Consider the following 16,869-nt stretch of genomic DNA (forward strand, 5'->3'; position numbering starts at 1 on the left):
GTAAAAATAGCGGTATGCGTTGAGTAATGGGTTGTTCTGGTCGATTCCGGCCGCATCACGATTCGGCGGCGGTCCAATCGTAGGGCAGGAACTTGCCGTCGAAGGTGACCACCACACGGTCCCCGGACGGATGCGGCTTCTTCTCGACGTCGACGCTGAAGGTGATCGCGCTCATGATGCCGTCGCCGAACTGTTCGTGGATCAGCTCCTTGATCGCGCCGCCGTAGACCTGAAGGGCCTCGTAGAAGCGGTAGATGGTGGGGTCGGTGGGCACCGCGGTGGGCAGCCCGCCGCGCATCGGGACGGCGGCCAGGATGGGCACGACCGACTCGTCGAGGCCGAGCAGCTCGACGAGTGTGCGCGCGGCTTCCGTGGGGATCGGGTGCTGGCCGAGCAGGGCGGCGGTGGTCCACACGACGGGTTTGTCGATGGCGTCGGCGAGCTGCTGCCAGGTCAGGCCTTTGGTCAGGCGGGCGGTGACGATCTGTTCGGTGATCTGCTCTCGGGTCATGCCCTCATGGTGCCGACCGTGCCGCGAAACGTACAGCGGGGTCGCGCTCGCGACAGCTACACCAGGGTCGCTCTCGCGACACCTCGCGTTCGCGAAAGTTACACCAGGGTCGCTCTCGCGGGTGAATCAACAACCCTGGGGTAGCTTTCGCGAACGGTTACCAGAGGACGGCGACGGCGGCCGCAGCGAAGGACAGCACGCCGACGGCGACGAAGACAGGACGCGGCACGGCTTCGCCCGTGCGTTTCTGGCGTGCGCTGCCCATGCCGAGCAGCCCGCCGAGGATCACCAGGAGGACGAGCTTCACGCCGATCTTCGGGTAGTTCAGCTCGATGCCCGCGGGCCAGGGCGCAGCCAGGGCGAGCCCAGTGATCAGCGACAGCAGCAGCCCGTAGTCCATTGGGCGGGCGATGCGGAACCGTCGGGCGGCGGCCTCGGCGACCCAGGCGCCGAACGTGACGGCGAAGCCGACGATGTGGAGCAGTACGACTACGTTGCGTAGTAGTTCCATGGTGAGAGCTTAACCCGCGTAGCGTCCGAGCCATGTATGTCGACGTGATGACGCCCCCGCAGCCGTTAGGACAGATCGGCGACCTGGCGAAACGCACGCAGCAGGCGGGGTTCAACGGGCTGTTGTTCACCGAAACCGGTCGCACCGCCTACCTCAACGCCGCGGTGGCGTCGCAGGCGGCGCCGGGGCTGGAGCTGTCGACGGGTGTGGCGGTGGCGTTTCCGCGCAGCCCGTTCGTGACGGCGGCGGCGGCGTGGGAGTTGCAGGAGGCGACGGACGGCAGGTTCCGGCTCGGCCTCGGCACGCAGGTACGCACCCATGTGGTGCGGCGCTACGGGGTGGAGTTCGAGCGGCCGGGCCCGCGGCTGCGCGACTACGTGCGGGCGGTGAAGGCCTGCTTTTCGGCGTTTCGGACGGGCACGCTGGATCACCACGGCGAGTTCTACGAGCTGGACTTCATCACGCCGCAGTGGAGTGCGGGTCCGATCGACGCGCCCGACCCGAAAGTCGATGTGGCAGCTGTGAATCCGTGGATGCTGCGGATGGCCGGCGAGGTGGCCGACGGTGTGCATGTGCATCCGCTCGGCGAGCCCGGGTACATCGCGCGGCATGTGGTGCCGAATATCGCTGCGGGAGCGCAGAAGGCGGGCCGGACACCGGGTGATGTGGCGGTGATCGTGCCGGTGATGACGATCGTCGGCGACACCGACGAGGAACGTGCTCGGGAGCGTGAACTCGCGCGCACAGCGATGAGCTTCTACGGGAGTACGCCCAACTACGCGTTCATCTGGGACGAGGCGGGATTCGAGGGGACGACGGCACGGATCCGGGAGAAGCAGAAGACCGGCGACTTCAAGGGGATGGCGGCTCAGATCACCGACGAGCACCTCGCGACGTTCGCGACGGAGTCGACGTGGGACGACCTGGCGGACACGCTGGTCTCGAAGTACGGCGGGGTGGCGACGCGTCTGGTGCTGTACAACGCGTTGGCCGATCGCGAACGCTTCGAGCGTTACGGCGAGGTGGCGCGGCGGATCGCCGACGGGTAGCTCGTATCATCGCTGTCAGAGATGACAGAACATGCCCTGGCGACCGCTTCGTCGACTCGCCGTATCGCCGCCGAAGCCGCCCGTCGCAGGACGTTTGCGGTGATCAGCCACCCCGACGCAGGTAAATCGACGCTGACCGAGGCGTTGGCCCTGCATGCGCAGGCCATTACCGAGGCGGGCGCGGTGCACGGCAAGGCGGGCCGACGCGCCACGGTGTCGGACTGGCAGGAGATGGAGAAGGCCAGGGGTATCTCGATCACGTCGACGGCCCTGCAGTTCCCGTACCGCGACTGCGTGATCAACCTGCTCGACACCCCCGGCCACGCCGACTTCTCCGAGGACACCTACCGGGTGCTGACCGCGGTCGACTGCGCGGTCATGTTGGTGGATGCGGCGAAGGGCCTTGAGCCGCAGACGTTGAAGCTGTTCCAGGTGTGCCGGCATCAGGGGATTCCAATCATCACGGTGATCAACAAGTGGGACCGGCCGGGCCGGGACGCCCTGGAGTTGATGGACGAGATCCACGCGCGGATCGGGCTACGTCCCACTCCCCTGACCTGGCCGGTTGGGATCGCCGGGGACTTCAAGGGGGTGATGGACCGCCGCGGCGGTCACTTCATCCGGTTCACCCGCACCGCGGGTGGGGCCAAGGTGGCCCCGGAGGAGCACATCGCCGCCGTCGACGCGCACGCTGCGGCCGGTGACAACTGGGATACGGCGGTCGAGGAGTCCGAACTGCTGTCGGCCGACGGCGCCGACTACGACCGTGACGAGTTCCTCAGCGGCACAGCGTCTCCGGTGTTGTTCACGTCGGCGGCGTTGAACTTCGGGGTGAACCAACTGCTTGATGTACTCGTCGAGTTGGCGCCGGCGCCGGGCGGCGCTGTTGATGTCAACGGGGTGCACCGCAGCACCGAATCGGCGTTCAGCGCTTTTGTTTTCAAGGTGCAGGCGGGTATGGATTCGGCGCATCGCGACCGGATCGCGTATGCGCGGGTGGTGTCGGGCACGTTCGAGCGTGGGGATGTGCTCACGCATGCGGCGACCGGGAAGCCGTTCGTGACGAAGTATGCGCAGTCGGTGTTCGGGCAGCAGCGCTCGACGTTGGATACCGCGTGGCCCGGGGATGTGATCGGGCTGGCGAACGCGGCGGTATTGCGCCCGGGCGACACGTTGTATCGCGATGAGCCCGTGGCGTATCCGCCGATTCCGAGCTTCTCGCCGGAGCATTTCGCGGTGGCGCGCTGCAAGGATCCGAGCAAGCATAAGCAGTTCCGTCGGGGCATCGAGCAATTGGAGCAGGAGGGCGTGGTTCAGGTGCTGCGCTCGGACCGTCGCGGTGATCAGGCGCCGGTGCTGGCGGCGGTGGGCCCGATGCAGTTCGAGGTGGCGTCGCATCGAATGGCGGCCGAGCTGAGCGCGCCGATCTCGTTGGAGTCGCTGCCGTATCAGGTCGCGCGGGTGGTCTCGCCGGAGGACGCCGACTTCATGGACAAGCAGGTGTCGGCGGAGGTGCTGACCCGCACGGACGGGATCAAGCTGGTGTTGTTCTCGACGCCGTGGCGGCTGGAGGGTTTCCAGCGGGACAACCCGGACGTCGAGCTGGGGTCGTTGGTGGCCGCGGGGGCCTAGCTTTTCGGCGAAAGATTTGGCTTCGGTGTCAGGGGGCATCGCTAGTCTCCGATGCATGGAACCCGTGCCGGCGGCCATGGTGGCGACGCTTGAGACGCGGGTCGCGCGGATCGCTGAGGCGACGATGGCCGAGCAGCGATTCGTCCGGCCCATCGACGTCCTTGTCGGCCTTGGCTGGCTGGCGCAGCCGAACGTCGAGCGGTGGAAGCAGGGCCGCGTCCCGGCGTTAACCCGGTGCGTGGGGGTGGATGAGGACAAGGCCGCCGCGGCCATCGAAGCGTTGCAGCAGTGGGCTCGCTATCGCGAGCTGAGGCCAATGGAGGCCGACTACCGGCGGTTGCAGTTCACCGATGACGGCGACCCCGAGATCGAGCGGGCTTACCGAATCCATTGGGAGCAGAATGAACTCGCGGGTCCGGCATCCGAGCGGCCACGCCTTCGGGCCCGCGACAACGTGGTCATCTCACCGCACAACGCGTGGACGTGTGATGCCTGCGGAGAGCCCGGGGAGCTACTCATCAAGTGCAAGACCGGCGCGTTGTGCCTGGGCTGCGCAGACCTCGGTCATCTGGAGTTCCTGCCGTCCGGTGACGCGGCGTTGACGCGTCGTGCGCGCAAGGCCAGCCGGCTGTCTGCGGTGGTCGTGCGGTGGAGCACGCGGCGTATACGCTATGAGCGACAAGGGATTCTGGCCGAACCAGCGGCTATCGAACGGGCTGCGCAGGAATGTTTGTCGGATACCGATACGCGTGCCGGGCGGAAGCAACGAGATCAGGGCCGGCGGGCAGAAGAGGATGCGCGGTTCCGGGAAGAGTTCGCCGCCGCGATTCGTAACCAGTTTCCCGGTTGTCCGGCCGTCCGCGCCGAGGCCATCGCATGGCACGCCGCGGCGCGTGGCAGTGGACGGGTGGGGCGAAGCGCGGCGGGGCGGTCATTAGACCCGGACGCGGTATACCTTGCCGTCGCGGCGTCGGTGCGCCATATCGACACCGACTACGACGAGTTGCTGATGTCGGGGCACGACCGCGAATCGGCGCGCACACAGGTGCATGCGCGGGTCGAAGATGTCTTGAGGGCGTGGCGGGATGGAGTTGTGACGCTCGACGAATAGCCGTCGTCCCGTTCAGCTTCGTTCGCCTTTTCTGGCGAGCAGCCACGCCTTGCCGTCAGCTTCGTCCGCGGCAATGATCTCCAACCGGGCGAACGCGGTCGTCAACTCCCCCGGGGCAACTCGGGCGCGCCCGGGGCCGGCGCCGACGGCGCTTCGTGCCGAGATCGCCAGCAGCCCACCGGGTGCCAGCCGCTCGATGATCGGTTGGTCAAGGCGATGGTCGCGGAACAGGCGGCAGACGATGAGGTCGACGGGCGGGCCCGGAGGCAGGCCGGAATCGAGATCGACGACATCGAACCGGCACCGATCGTCGACACCATTGAGCGCAGCCAGGTCCCGAGCATGGCTGATTGCCGTCGGCGAGATGTCGAGGCCCCAGACCTCCATGCCGCGGCGCGCAAGCCATACGCTGAACCGCCCTTGTCCGCATGCCAGATCGAGCGCTCGTCCTTCGGGCGGAAACAAGTCCGCGAACGGGGCGAACACCGCGGGGATGCTCACCGCTTCTGCGGGCGGCGCCCCGCGGCTTCGATAGCGCTCCTCCCAGCGGATGCGGTCCTGCTCGCTCATCAAAGCCAGGGTACTCAGGGCCGCGAAACTCTTGAGCCCGCTGCGACCGTTGTCATAAGCACCAAGCTCGTGTCGCATCCTGCCTCTGGTCGCCTATGCAGTAGTGACAACAGCCGGCAAATTGACTGAAATAATGTCGGGGACCGACGCGTTGCATCGGGCGGGAGGGGAAGACGTTGTACTACTACTATAAGGCGAACGACGGGACCACCTACCGTTTTCCAGAACCCCTGCGCGGCAGTAACACCCCCAAGGGGGAAACGCTTGGCGTAGACGGCAATTGGTATCCGGGTCGGCCGGGTCTGGCCGCAACGGTGTACTTCAGCGGCGACTTCGTGCCGGTGAACGCCGAAGATGCTGAACCGCAGGCGAAAGGTGCCCCAACGGAAACGGATAAGCCTTCTGACAGGGATGCGTAACCCTGAGCGCTCTCAACCCGGAACGCCCAAGCGCCGCGCCAGATCCGGTCCGCCCACCTCTCGGATAAACTCGGCGTCCCCGCAAACCACGAGTTGGTCACGCGCTCTGGACAACCCCACATAAAGCCGCTCGCGGGACCGGTCGAACGCGGACTCCTCGTTGACCACGAGCACAACCGCCCGTCGCTCAAGGCCCTTGAAGCCAAGGACGTGGCCGTAGAACACTTGCTCGGCATCCCAGAAGCTGTCCCAGTAGGCCTTGTGGCCGGCTTTCTGGCGCTCGACCTGCTCGGGATGGCGGCTGCCGGTCGTCAACAGCGCGACATCTTCGGGACGCCAGCCCGCCTCAAGCAGCCGCTCGACCTCGTCGTCGCCGGCACCCATCGCATCCTCGCGCGCACAAGCGACGAACCGCACCGCAGGCCCCTCCCCGCCGAGATAGCGCATCGGGTGATCGACAAGCGGCTGAAACGCATTCGCGATCTGACGGGTGTTGCGCAGGTTGTGGTCGAGCAGCAGCGGCACCAGAGGAACCGGCGGTGCGCCGTACCGGTTGAACACCCGCTGGCCCTCGTCAGTGAAGACGTAGATGCCGCCGGTCTCGTCGTCCTTGAGCGCGGCCAGCAGCGGATCCCACCAGGCGTCGGCGAAGTCCTGCGCCTCGTCGACGACGATCGAGTCGAACCGATGCCCCGGCTCGAGTTGCGTTGCCAAATCGGTCATCTGCAGCGGCAGGTCGTGCTCCCAGAACTGCACGGTCTCCTCGGTGCGCAGCGCCTCGTCGGGTCCTTCCGGCGCGCCCCACAACTTGCCGAGGTCGTGGAACTCGCCGACGTAGGCGGGCTGCTGCCGGCGCGGCCAGGTGGCGCAGATGCGCTCCAGGTACGACGCCAACCCATGCGAGTAACACACCAGCGCGACGCGCTGTCCCTTCGCCGAAAGCCGCCGCGCCTGCTCCATCGCCAGAAACGTCTTACCGCTGCCCGCTCCCCCACGCACCTCCACCCGGTTGAGCAGCTGCACCGCGTCGAGGATGACGGCCTGGTGTTCGGTCAACGCATCGGCGGAGTCCTCGTTGGCCAACGCGCGGGCGACGATGCTGCGCTGCGGTAATCCCCTGCCGCTCAACGCCGTCGACAGCTGCTGGACACCTTCGGCGGAAAGCAGCGGGCGGTCGAGTTCCTGGCGGACGAGCACATACTTGAGCTTGTCGACGAGCGTCGAGAGGTCGTTGCGGTCGATCACCTTCCAGCGCGGACACTCCGGCAGCGCGAAGTCGGCGTCGATCTCGGCGTTGGGGAACACCACGACGTGGTCCCAGCGCAGCCGGCCCTGTGTCCAGCGGTCGTCCTTTTCGATGAACTCGCGCAGTGCGTAGCAGGCCTCGCGCGCCTGGCGCACCGGGTTGATCTTGTGTTCGTGGCCGCGGCGGCGCTGCCACCAGGACTCGCCGTCGTGCCACACGTCGTTGCCCTTGACCTCCAGGCAGACGATGCCGGCGCCCTCGATCGCGACGACGAAGTCGACCTCGTGGTCCTTGAGGTGGTCGGTGACGCGCTGGCCGGCGATCACCGCATCGTTGGGCTCGAGTTGCTCGAGCAGGCACTGGTAGACCCGCCGCTCGGCGGCGTTGGCCAAGCGGGGCGTCTCGTCAGGCGTCATCGTCATCGTGTCCCCCTATCTACGACGATATGCCTAACGCAATACTTGCGCGAAGATCTGGCATCGTCAGTTCACGGCACGTAGTTTTCGCCTCGGATTTGCTCCTCGCCCGACCAGCGGTAGGCGGTCAGTGTTCCGCCTTTGACGGCGCTGAAGTCCACGCAAGCGGCATCCCGTCGCGCTTGCTTTGCCTGGCGTCGTCTGCGTCCGTCCTTCATGATGCGGACGCTACGCGGGGGCACTGACAACTCCGCTGCGACGACGTCGACATGTCGGTGCCCGCGCGTACAGTTCGGTCAGAGCGCCACAGGGGGTTTCGATGACGACGGATGTTGCGCCAGAACGGCTACATGTGGTCGTCGGGTCACCGTGGAAGGACGCGGTGATCAGCTTTTTGGAGCCGGGCTCGCCGTATCGGCCGTGGCCGACGGTGCCCGATGTACGACGCGACGACGGCGTCGTGGTGATCTTTGACTGTGAGCCGCGGTTGGTGCTCACTGACGTGGGTGTGGTCGAAAGTGACCTCGATGCGACCATCGCCCGGCTGCGGTCCGCGCCGGCGGTGCCGGTTTCGCGTGTGGGAGCAGGACTGGATGAGGTTCGTGGCACGTACGGGTTCTTCGAGGACGACGCCGCCGCTGCGTTGTTGAGCGCTTTGGACGCTCACCGGTTCGGCTCCCTACCGCTGGACAGGTTCGGGGACTCGTCGATGGCGGCAGCGCTTGCCCTGCTCGAATCCGACGGCGCCTGCGGTGGGTGCCGCGAGGCGTTGAACCTCCGTGGCGATGATGCGCGCGACCAGGTAGCGATCTGGCTGGCTGAGGCGGCCGACGAGCCTGTCGACTGGCCTGCGGCACCGTGCCGTCGGTGCCAAAGCGCCATGCGCGACGGCGGTTTCGCGACGTTTCTCGAGTACAACTTCGCTCGCCACCCCGTCTGCCCGAACTGTGGTGGACGACGGACCCAGCGGGCGATCTATGGGATGCTCGCGAATTTCGACCGCATCCCGCCGTGGCAGGACACCCGTGGGTGCGTTGTGATGCCCGAGGGCTGGACCTGCACGCTGTGCGGTCACAGATGGTGAGGTAACTCAACCGCAGTCCTCTAGCCACAACCGATCGTCGAAACCACCTCTCTCCGCACGCTTCTGCCGTGCAGCCTCGATCAGGCTATCGAGATCGGCGCCATGTTCGACGACGATCGCCGTCAGCACTTCGAGTACGTCTGCCCCCTCCTCCAGCACCGCCCGGTTGGTCGTTGCGGCGGCGAGCTCGGCGACCTCTTCACGCAGTTTGTCCATCAGCGCCGCACGGTAGGAGTCTGCAGAAAGCGTCGTCACCAGCGGCGTACGCCCGGACTGCCGAATGATGTCCGGAATCTTGTCTCGGACAAGTTTGCCCACGATGTCACTTCCTGTAGCGATAATGCAGGTGATGCAGTTCTACCGCGAAGCTCTGACATCGAGGACTCGCCGTGTCCGGTGAAGTCGTCGATCCGCTTCTGCTGGGGCAGCGCGTCGTCGCGATTCTAGAAACCGGTCTGCGAACGGCGACGTACAAGCTGGCGACGTTGATGGCGCTCGTCGAGCATTGCATCGAGAACCTGCCGGAGCGGCCCGAGGACACTCTGTTGGTGCCGCTGCCGGAGCTGGCACACCGGGTGTTGGAGATCTACTGGCAGCAGGTGCGGCCGTTCGACGGACACGAGCTCCGTCAGTCGACGCAGCCGCGTGCGCGGATACTGATCGCCACCAACACGTTACGGGAGGCGTCAGGAAGATCGACCGGCTCGGTTGACGTCGCACAGTTGCGCGCACCGGAGGCGTACCGGCGTGCGATCGACGACATCGCGTTGTGTCTGGCACAGCAGCCATTGCATCGGCTGCAGAGGTTGCCGGGCGCGTTAAGCAGCGATCCGTTTCTCTATGACGACTCGTTTCTGCACGACCGGGTCTCGCGATCGACCTTGCGCGCCCACGGCGACGCGATCGAGCTGAAGGCCGGTGTCGCCCACGGTCTAGCGCGGCTGGCGGGGCTGCTCAAGCCGACGCTGGAGATCATGTGGGTCGAGGATGTGCGCCGGATGAACAAGTTCCTCGACGCTGAGGTTCCCGACGTCGCGGGTCATCTGTTCGGTCGTGAGCGCACTGGCTTGGCAGTCGTGCGTGAGCCGTTCAAGGAGGCATTCGGTCCCCATTGCTTCTACTGCGGGACCCATCTACCGGCCAACAACCCGATCGATCACGTGCTGCCGTGGTCGTTGGTGGGGATCGACGGGTTGTCGAACCTGGTGCTGGCGTGTGCACGGTGCAACGGCGACAAGAGCGGGGCGTTGCCGGCGGTCGGGATCGTCGACCGTGTGCTCGGCCGCGAACGGGCGGTGCTCGAGGAGATCGCCGCCGAATTGCAGTGGCCGACACAGCATCGACGCGTGATCGCCGCTGCCCGAGGTATTTACCGGGGACAGCCGCCGGGCGTGCCGACATGGTCGGGATACCAACAACGTGAGCGACTGGACATCAGCTTTCCGACCTGGTGGTCGTGACGTTCATACTCCCCATCGGGGACTTTGTTTGAAGCCCACGCCTCGGCCGGCGCCGATTCGACGTAATGGCGGTTCGCACTCGTACAAATCCGCCCAAATGTCCCTTTCGGCGACCCTGCGGCGACGAACTTGTCGGTGGGCGGAGTTACTGTCACCTCGGAAGCGCTAATCAAGGGGGGATGATGCGCGGACGTGGGGTTATTTGCGCGGCGGTAGTCGCGGTGTGCGGTGCAGTGGCACTGGCAGTTCCGGCTCGAGCCGATCAGTACGACTTTCTCATGCAGCTCGACAACATGGGCGTGTACTACGACTCAGCCGCCGACATGATCGACATCGGCAAGGGTATCTGTCACGAACTGCGCTTCGGCGTGCCGCCACCGTACGTGCTGGGCATGCTGGACAGAGCGGGGTTCGCACCGGCGGAGTCGGCGATCGTGTTGGTGTCGGCCGTCGACACCATGTGCCTGGACGCCAAGCCGGCGGTCGCGGAGTGGGCCCGCAGCATCGGTCCCACCCAGCCGCTGTAGGACGGCCGATGGCAAGGCGCGGTTCGGAGTCCAGCTGGGGTGCAGCGATTTTCGGTGTGCTGATCCTGATCTGGGTGGTCATCACGTACTACTGGATCATCCTCGGAGTGGCGGCTGCCATTGGGCTGTTCTTCGGAGTACGCGCACTTGTCCGCCGCGAGCAGGAACGCCGGCTCGAGGCAGCAGACGTAGCCAAACTCCTGGCTCTACGTGCCGACCGACAGCATCGATGGGCGTCGCGCGGCGACAAAAGGGGCGTCTACGGCGTCGAAGGGGCCGAGCTGATGCGGTCGATCACATCTCAGCCCGAGGTACCGCCGGCTGACACACCCGACGAGAAGCCTCGTGTCGCTGCGATCGCCTACACCGCAGCGGAACTCGATGCGCTGCTTCGCGAAAAGCCGGCGGAGTGGCGTTGGACCGTTTTCGTGTCGATACTCGTCCAGCGATCCGCAAAGCTGCGTTCGCGTATCCGCGATTGCGAACTGCACTATTCGTCAACGCCGGGCCGGTATCTGCGGACCGGCAAGGAGGTCGCCGCGTTCGTCGAGGGCCGCATTGCTGACGTGGCCGAGCTCACCAGCCGACTGGAATCCTTCATCAAAGCCCCGGCGTTCATGCGGGTGTTCGGTGAGGACGACAGCGACGCCGACGCCGACGGTATCTTGCATGTGGCCAACCGGCTGATGGACTTCTACGAGCGCTATCTCGACCTGGCTGAGCGGTGCCGTGACGCCAGCGTGCCCTCGGCGTACACCGGGCTCATGCGAGACTGCTCAGCGCTGATGGCCGTGCCGCTCGAGGGCATTCAGAGGTTCATCGACGAAATGGTCGAGGTTGTGGAAGAGCTGCCCACGATGAAGCGATACACCGCTGACGCAGTCGATTTCGGAACGATCACGATCGAGATCGTCGCCGATGAGAAGCTCGTCAAGCGCATCCACAAGCAGCTGCGGGCCGCCGCGAGAAGTTAGCGCCGTCGCACAAAACCGGCGAAAGATCAACGCTGGGATCGCACTGGCGGGATCGCGCTAAATCGGCATCCGGTAGCCGAAGAACTCGTGATCCTCGTTATAGCCGCCCTGGCCTAGACCGAGGTGTTCGAAACTCTCCACGAACTCGATCGCGGCGATCCATTTGACCTGCTTGAAACCCAACTCGACCTCGTTGCGCAGTCGCAGTGGGGCGCCGTGGGTTTCGGTGAGGGGTTCGCCGTTCATCTCATACGCCAGCAACGCCATCGGGTCGCGCATGTGCTCGATCTTGTGGCAGTCGTAGTAGCGGCCGGCGCCGGGTTCAGAGCCGTCGGCCAGCGAATAAAAGACCGCCCACCGAGCCGTCGGCAACGGCCGTACGATCTCGAGTAAATCCGAGACCCGCACCCCGCCCCACTTGGCGATCCCCGACCAGCCCTGAATGCAGTAGTGCTGAGTGATCTGCTCGTGCTTGCCCATCGCCAGCAGATCCGAATAGCTGAATTCCGTGGGGTTTTCGACCAGCCCACCGACCCGTAGCCGGTAGTTGCGCCAGCCGTCGGCCTGCAGCCGGCGATACTCCTCTGAGGTGGGCAGTGTGCCGTTGGCCCAGAAGTAGGGTGAGATGTCCTTCTCGGAGTAGTCGGCGTGGGGATGGAACCATTCCATCAGCCCCTTGATCCAGCCGACCGCGTGGCGTCCGACGCGCTGGACAATGCGCGGGTAGCGCAGCGTGAACGGGGATGCCAGCAGCCACAACGCGGCGATGACGGCCATCGCGACGAGGTAGATCACCAAGGCCCAGTACGAGTCGGTGTCGGTGCCGAACACGATGTGGTTGAGGTTTCCGATGAGCCCGGTGCTGTACACCATCACCGTGTGCACCGCGATGAACATGACCATCCACGCCAGGACCAGAAAGTGGATCGAGCGCGCGACCTGCCGGTTGGCCGGTCCGCGGCCCAGGCCGAACCGCGCGGCGATCGCCGGGGCCTGCAGCAGCCCGGTGATGAATGCCAACGGGGCGAACACGAACACCGTCAGGAAGTAGGCGATCAGCTGCAGGCCGTTGTAGGCGACGAAGCCCTCGTTGACCGGGAAGTCCAGCGAGAGATACTGCACGGCCGTGGATGCCGCGTTGGGCAGCACATCCCACGACTGCGGGACGATGCGCCGCCACTGCCCGGTGCTGAACAACAAGATGTAGAAGACCAGCCCGTTCAGCAGCCACAGCCCGTCGAAGGTGAAGTGCCACCAGCGGGCCAGGCCGATGGTGTGGCGGACCCCGGGCAGGCCCAGCCAGGTCGGCAACGACACCGAGTCATCCTTGGCGGTCCACACTTTCGTCGGGTCGGTGGGATCGAGCCGATCCGGCGGGATCGGACCGCGCAGCCGCAACCATGCGGTACCCGGCGTGCTGCCGGGATTCAGGTACAGGCGCGGATGATCGGCCAAGATCTGCAGCCCGGCCCGAATGATGAACATCATGAAGACAATGTTGAACAGGTGGCTCCACCGCAGCCACGCCGGAAAGCCCTGCTCGATCCCACCACGGGTGGCCGCGGTGCCCGGATAGCGCAGGATGAACTCCTGCATCCACTCGAACTGGCGCAGGTGCTGGGCAATGGCCACCGCCACGGCGAGCCCGGCAACCGTCAGCGGCACCAGCCACAGCGTGCTGATCCAGCGTCGGCCGAGCCGAACCGACGGGACCTGGGCCGGCTCGTCGGCGATGCCACCGGCCCACTCTCCAGGCCGGACACGCTCAGTCACGGCCTGTGGGTTCGATTGCACAGACCCGGGACCGTCCTCGCAGCAACATCGATCCGCCGCACGGCTGCCACCTTAGGGTAAAAGGCGTGCTTGTTGGCCCGAATCGCGTACGCCGACACCGGATGCGCTGAGGAACCTTGGCCGGCTCGTCTGAACATGTTGTGCGGCAACGGGTCAGCGCCAAGCGGCCGCCGAGGTTGTCACGCGCTCGCGAATCAGGTTCGAGCGTCGCGAAGCGACGGCCGCGACGACGAGGTCAGCGTCGCCTCGTAAGGTGACCGAATGCGCAAGGATCGAGTTCTCCACCTCGCCCGCCAGGTGGCGGCGTTAGCTGTGGCGGCCATGACGGCCGCGTCGACCTTGAACGGATACCGGCCGCTGGCGCGGCGCGGCTACCCGTCGATGGCCTCGTTCGGGTACGGCCTGGTGGTCAGCGAGTTGCCCCTGCAGACGCTGGCCAGCCAGCTCGGCGGGTTGGCGTTGACCGGCCGCCGGCTGACCCGTCCGGTGCGGATCATCGCCTGGGTGGTCGCCGCGATCTCGGCGGTGGGCCTGCTGAACTTCAATCGTTCGGGCCACCAGGCGGGCACCCCGCTGAAGGACGCGTTGGACCGCGGTCTGGGCGCCGATCGGCGCACCGACTCGACCGGCCTGTGGCGTCGGCCCGCCGGAGCGGGCACCGCCAAGAGCCCGGGCGCGCTGCGGATGCTGCGGATCTACCGCGACTACACCCACGACGGCAACATCAGCTACGGCCCCTACGGCAGCGCCAACCACCTCGACATCTGGCGTCGACCGGATCTGGACCGAAACGGCAAGGCGCCGGTGCTCTTCCAGGTCCCGGGCGGCGGCTGGGTGACGGGAAACAAACGCGGACAAGCACATCCGTTGATGAGCCACCTTGCCGAGCTCGGCTGGATCTGCGTGGCGATCAACTATCGGCACAGCCCGCGCAACACCTGGCCCGACCACATCGTCGACGTCAAGCGCGCGCTGGCATGGGTGAAGACGCACATCGCCGAATATGGCGGCGACCCCGACTTCATCGCGATCACCGGCGGCTCGGCCGGCGGGCATCTGTCGTCGCTCGCGGCGCTGACGCCGAATGACGCGCGGTTTCAGCCGGGCTTCGAGGGCGCCGACACCCGGGTGCAGGCCGCGGTCCCGTTCTACGGGGTCTATGACTTCACCCGTTTCGAGGATGCGATGCATCCGTCGATGCCGGAGCTGCTCGAGGAGATGGTGATGAAACAACCCCATGCGACGAACGTCCAGGCGTATGCCCAAGCCTCGCCGGTGAACTACGTCGCCGCTGACGCTCCGCCGTTCTTTGTTCTGCACGGCACCAACGATTCGTTGGTGCCCGTCGAGCAGGCCCGGTCGTTTGTCGCCAAGCTGGAAGATGTCAGCACCCAGCCGGTGGTGTACGCCGAATTGCCGTTGGCTCAGCACGCTTTCGACATGTTCGGCTCGGCGCGCGCCGCGCACGCGGCCGTGGCCGTCGAACAGTTCCTGGCCGAGGTCTACACGAACTGGCAGCAAGCGGCGAAGCAGCCGTGAACGCGCGGCATCTGCGGCGCCATCGCGAGCGCAAGATGCGGATGGCCGACGATCCACTCCACGTCGCCTGACATGTCACCGTCCGTCGAACCCCGGCGAATATTTTGGTGCATCAGTCCACCGTCGCGATCGTATTTAAGTAGCACAGGTGCTACGCTGTGGCATGACCCAGGAGATCACGCAGCGGGAGCTGCGCAATAACAGCGGCGAGATCATGCGCCAGCTTGACCAAGGCAAGTCGTTCGTCGTGACCAGGAACGGAATCCCAGTAGGCGAGCTTTCCCCGCGGCGTCGGCATCGGTTTATCAGCGCCGAGGCGGCCGTCTCCGCGTTCAAGGGCGCCCCGCGCGTGGAATTCGACCATTTCCGAGCAGACCTCGACCGCGTCGCCGGCCAGGAAATCGTCCCTCGTGGCTGAGGCTCAACGGCCACTGCGAGGTCTCATCGACACGTCGGTCGTCATCGATCTGGGTCACATCGACGCCGAACAACTGCCCATCGAACTCGCCATCAGCGCACTGACGATGGCAGAGCTCGCCGCCGGCCCGCACGCAACCGTCGATAACGACGAGCGAGCACGACGCCAAGACCGCTTACAGCGCGCCGAGGCCAACTTTGACCCCCTGCCGTTCGATGACGACTCGGCAAGGGCCTATGGACGCGTGTATGCCGCGGTCGCCGCGACGGGCCGCAAGGCGCGTGGTCCTCGAGCCGTCGATCTATTGATCGCTGCCACTGCCCTTGCCGCCAACCTCCCGCTCTATACGCGCCGCGTCGATGACTTCCGCGGGCTAGAAGAAATCCTCTCAATCGTCGGCGTCTGAAGAGCCGTTTCTAGGACGCCGACGCGCCGAGCTCCGTGTAGACCGCCGCCTCGAAACCGAGGATTGTCTCGACCATCTTGTCGTCGAAAAAGGGCAGCAGCTGGGTGGCGATCACGGCGCCGATGCCGGTCTTGTGGTCGATCCAGAAGAAGCTGTTGAACAGCCCCGACCAGTCGGCCGAGCCGGCGCTTCGCATGCCGGGCAGGTCGACCAGGTACAGGTGGAAGCCCAGCCCCCAGCCCTGCGGCACGTCGAGCGACTCGACCGGGTTGGCCAGCTCGGGGACGGTCGGCTCCAGCTTCTTGGGCAGCGGCGCCCCGTCGAGGTGGTCGCGTAATGCGAGTTCGACCGTCTCCTGTTTGAGGATGCGGGTGCCGTCGAGTTCGCCGCCGTTGAGCCAGGCGCGGATGAAGCGTCCGTAGTCGGCGATGGTTCCGTAGGAGCCGTGGCCGGCGGCGTCCCATTCGGATTCGGCCGGCAGGTCGAGGTCGGTGGCCACGAGGGCGCCGTCGGGTGCGCGGAAGCGGATGGGCAGCAACCGCGTTCGCTGCTCGTCGCTGGGGGCGAAGGTCGAGTCGGTCATTCCGAGCGGGCCGTAGACGTGTTCGGCGAGGTAGTCGCCCAGCGTTTGGCCGCTGACGGCCTCGACGACCATGCCGAGCCAGTCGGTGCTGATGCCGTACTCCCAGACCGTGCCGGGGTCGTGGACCAGCGGTGCGCTGAGGCTGCGCTTGATGCCCTCGAGCGGGTTGGGGAAGCCTAGCTCGGTGCAGTAGGTGAAGAGCTTCTCGTTGAGGAAGTGGTAGCCGCAGCCGGCCGTGTGGGTCATCAGCTGCCGCACGGTCGCCTGGGTCTTGGGTGCGCGCAGGACCGGTTCGCCGCCCTCGAAGCCGTCGAGCACTTGGAGCTCGCCGAACTCAGGCAGGATCGAGGCGACGGGTGCGTCGAGCTGCACGCGGTTTTGTTCGACGAGCTGCAGCGCGGCGGTGGTGGCGACGGCCTTGGTCATCGATGCGTTGCGAAACATGCTGTCGGGCTTGGCATCTCCGACAGCACCCTGGTAGAGCACACCGTCGCGGCCGACCACGGTGGCGGCCACGCCATGCAGGGCGCCGTCGGCGGTCACACCGTTGAGCAGGTCGTCGATACGCTCAAACCCCATCACAAGCTCCTTTGCTTTCGGGATACGCGGGCCATCATCG

General features: G+C 65.9%; 19 protein-coding genes. 11 read left to right on the forward strand and 8 right to left on the reverse strand.

Annotated features, from left to right (window positions below; all coding sequences use genetic code 11):
- Positions 1-55 precede the first annotated feature (55 nt).
- Entirely contained in the window at positions 56-511 is a 456-nt protein-coding gene (gene cynS, locus ABQE93_RS10720; RefSeq protein ID WP_448392121.1) for a cyanase, read from the reverse strand.
- Positions 512-668: 157 nt separating this feature from the next.
- Positions 669-1,022 (reverse strand): Fe-S protein, encoded by a 354-nt coding sequence (locus ABQE93_RS10725; RefSeq protein WP_448406600.1) that lies wholly within the window; start codon positions 1,020-1,022, stop codon positions 669-671.
- A gap of 32 nt (positions 1,023-1,054) precedes the next feature.
- Here ABQE93_RS10725 and ABQE93_RS10730 point away from each other — a divergent pair, with 32 nt between their 5' ends.
- Genes ABQE93_RS10730 through ABQE93_RS10740 form a run of 3 tightly spaced genes read left to right on the forward strand, consistent with a single transcriptional unit; the run spans position 1,055 to position 4,814 of the window.
- A complete protein-coding gene (locus ABQE93_RS10730) occupies positions 1,055-2,071 on the forward strand; it encodes a TIGR03617 family F420-dependent LLM class oxidoreductase (protein ID WP_448406599.1) in 1,017 nt (338 codons plus the stop codon).
- A gap of 21 nt (positions 2,072-2,092) precedes the next feature.
- On the forward strand, positions 2,093-3,703 hold the full coding sequence (locus ABQE93_RS10735; RefSeq protein ID WP_448406598.1) for a peptide chain release factor 3: 1,611 nt from the start codon (positions 2,093-2,095) through the stop codon (positions 3,701-3,703).
- Between the two features lie 55 nt (positions 3,704-3,758).
- A complete protein-coding gene (locus ABQE93_RS10740) occupies positions 3,759-4,814 on the forward strand; it encodes a DUF2293 domain-containing protein (protein ID WP_448406597.1) in 1,056 nt (351 codons plus the stop codon).
- Positions 4,815-4,826: 12 nt separating this feature from the next.
- Here the strand turns inward: ABQE93_RS10740 and ABQE93_RS10745 are convergent, their stop codons facing one another.
- The gene (locus ABQE93_RS10745) at positions 4,827-5,384 is read right to left on the reverse strand and encodes a class I SAM-dependent methyltransferase (RefSeq protein WP_448406596.1); all 558 of its coding nucleotides are present in this window, start codon (positions 5,382-5,384) and stop codon (positions 4,827-4,829) included.
- A gap of 176 nt (positions 5,385-5,560) precedes the next feature.
- Between ABQE93_RS10745 and ABQE93_RS10750 the strand changes: the two genes are divergently transcribed.
- Positions 5,561-5,803: a hypothetical protein gene (locus tag ABQE93_RS10750; RefSeq protein ID WP_448406595.1), complete on the forward strand. Its 243-nt coding sequence runs from the start codon at positions 5,561-5,563 to the stop codon at positions 5,801-5,803.
- Positions 5,804-5,815: 12 nt separating this feature from the next.
- Here the strand turns inward: ABQE93_RS10750 and ABQE93_RS10755 are convergent, their stop codons facing one another.
- Together ABQE93_RS10755 and ABQE93_RS10760 are read right to left on the reverse strand one after the other, a co-directional pair.
- Complete coding sequence (locus tag ABQE93_RS10755) at positions 5,816-7,471, reverse strand: NERD domain-containing protein (RefSeq protein ID WP_448406594.1); 1,656 nt, start codon at positions 7,469-7,471, stop codon at positions 5,816-5,818.
- Between the two features lie 65 nt (positions 7,472-7,536).
- The gene (locus tag ABQE93_RS10760; RefSeq protein WP_448407299.1) at positions 7,537-7,683 is read right to left on the reverse strand and encodes a hypothetical protein; all 147 of its coding nucleotides are present in this window, start codon (positions 7,681-7,683) and stop codon (positions 7,537-7,539) included.
- 101 nt (positions 7,684-7,784) lie between these two features.
- Between ABQE93_RS10760 and ABQE93_RS10765 the strand changes: the two genes are divergently transcribed.
- Entirely contained in the window at positions 7,785-8,549 is a 765-nt protein-coding gene (locus tag ABQE93_RS10765; RefSeq protein WP_448406593.1) for a hypothetical protein, read from the forward strand.
- A gap of 6 nt (positions 8,550-8,555) precedes the next feature.
- On the opposite strand, the gene ABQE93_RS10770 is transcribed toward ABQE93_RS10765, so the two are convergent.
- Complete coding sequence (locus ABQE93_RS10770; RefSeq protein WP_448406592.1) at positions 8,556-8,867, reverse strand: nucleoside triphosphate pyrophosphohydrolase; 312 nt, start codon at positions 8,865-8,867, stop codon at positions 8,556-8,558.
- Positions 8,868-8,938: 71 nt separating this feature from the next.
- Here ABQE93_RS10770 and ABQE93_RS10775 point away from each other — a divergent pair, with 71 nt between their 5' ends.
- The 3 genes from ABQE93_RS10775 to ABQE93_RS10785 all read left to right on the forward strand — a co-directional run bounded on the left by ABQE93_RS10775 (position 8,939) and on the right by ABQE93_RS10785 (position 11,510).
- Positions 8,939-10,009 carry an HNH endonuclease gene (locus ABQE93_RS10775; RefSeq protein WP_448406591.1) on the forward strand — a complete coding sequence of 357 codons (1,071 nt, stop codon included), beginning with the start codon at positions 8,939-8,941 and terminating at the stop codon, positions 10,007-10,009.
- Positions 10,010-10,191: 182 nt separating this feature from the next.
- Positions 10,192-10,536 carry a DUF732 domain-containing protein gene (locus tag ABQE93_RS10780; RefSeq protein ID WP_448406590.1) on the forward strand — a complete coding sequence of 115 codons (345 nt, stop codon included), beginning with the start codon at positions 10,192-10,194 and terminating at the stop codon, positions 10,534-10,536.
- Positions 10,537-10,544: 8 nt separating this feature from the next.
- On the forward strand, positions 10,545-11,510 hold the full coding sequence (locus ABQE93_RS10785) for a hypothetical protein (RefSeq protein ID WP_448406589.1): 966 nt from the start codon (positions 10,545-10,547) through the stop codon (positions 11,508-11,510).
- A 57-nt stretch (positions 11,511-11,567) separates the two neighbouring features.
- Here the strand turns inward: ABQE93_RS10785 and ABQE93_RS10790 are convergent, their stop codons facing one another.
- Complete coding sequence (locus tag ABQE93_RS10790; RefSeq protein WP_448406588.1) at positions 11,568-13,283, reverse strand: molybdopterin-dependent oxidoreductase; 1,716 nt, start codon at positions 13,281-13,283, stop codon at positions 11,568-11,570.
- A 282-nt stretch (positions 13,284-13,565) separates the two neighbouring features.
- On the opposite strand from ABQE93_RS10790, the gene ABQE93_RS10795 reads away from it, so the two are divergent.
- From ABQE93_RS10795 to ABQE93_RS10805, 3 genes are all read left to right on the forward strand, one after another.
- Positions 13,566-14,843: an alpha/beta hydrolase fold domain-containing protein gene (locus tag ABQE93_RS10795; RefSeq protein WP_448406587.1), complete on the forward strand. Its 1,278-nt coding sequence runs from the start codon at positions 13,566-13,568 to the stop codon at positions 14,841-14,843.
- A 163-nt stretch (positions 14,844-15,006) separates the two neighbouring features.
- The gene (locus ABQE93_RS10800; protein WP_448406586.1) at positions 15,007-15,261 is read left to right on the forward strand and encodes a type II toxin-antitoxin system Phd/YefM family antitoxin; all 255 of its coding nucleotides are present in this window, start codon (positions 15,007-15,009) and stop codon (positions 15,259-15,261) included.
- On the forward strand, positions 15,254-15,667 hold the full coding sequence (locus ABQE93_RS10805) for a type II toxin-antitoxin system VapC family toxin (RefSeq protein WP_448406585.1): 414 nt from the start codon (positions 15,254-15,256) through the stop codon (positions 15,665-15,667). Before ABQE93_RS10800 ends, ABQE93_RS10805 begins: the two co-directional genes overlap by 8 nt.
- A gap of 10 nt (positions 15,668-15,677) precedes the next feature.
- On the opposite strand, the gene ABQE93_RS10810 is transcribed toward ABQE93_RS10805, so the two are convergent.
- Complete coding sequence (locus ABQE93_RS10810) at positions 15,678-16,829, reverse strand: serine hydrolase domain-containing protein (protein ID WP_448406584.1); 1,152 nt, start codon at positions 16,827-16,829, stop codon at positions 15,678-15,680.
- Between the last annotated feature and the right edge of the window lie 40 nt (positions 16,830-16,869).

The sequence above is a fragment of the Mycolicibacterium sp. XJ662 genome (genome assembly GCF_053484035.1).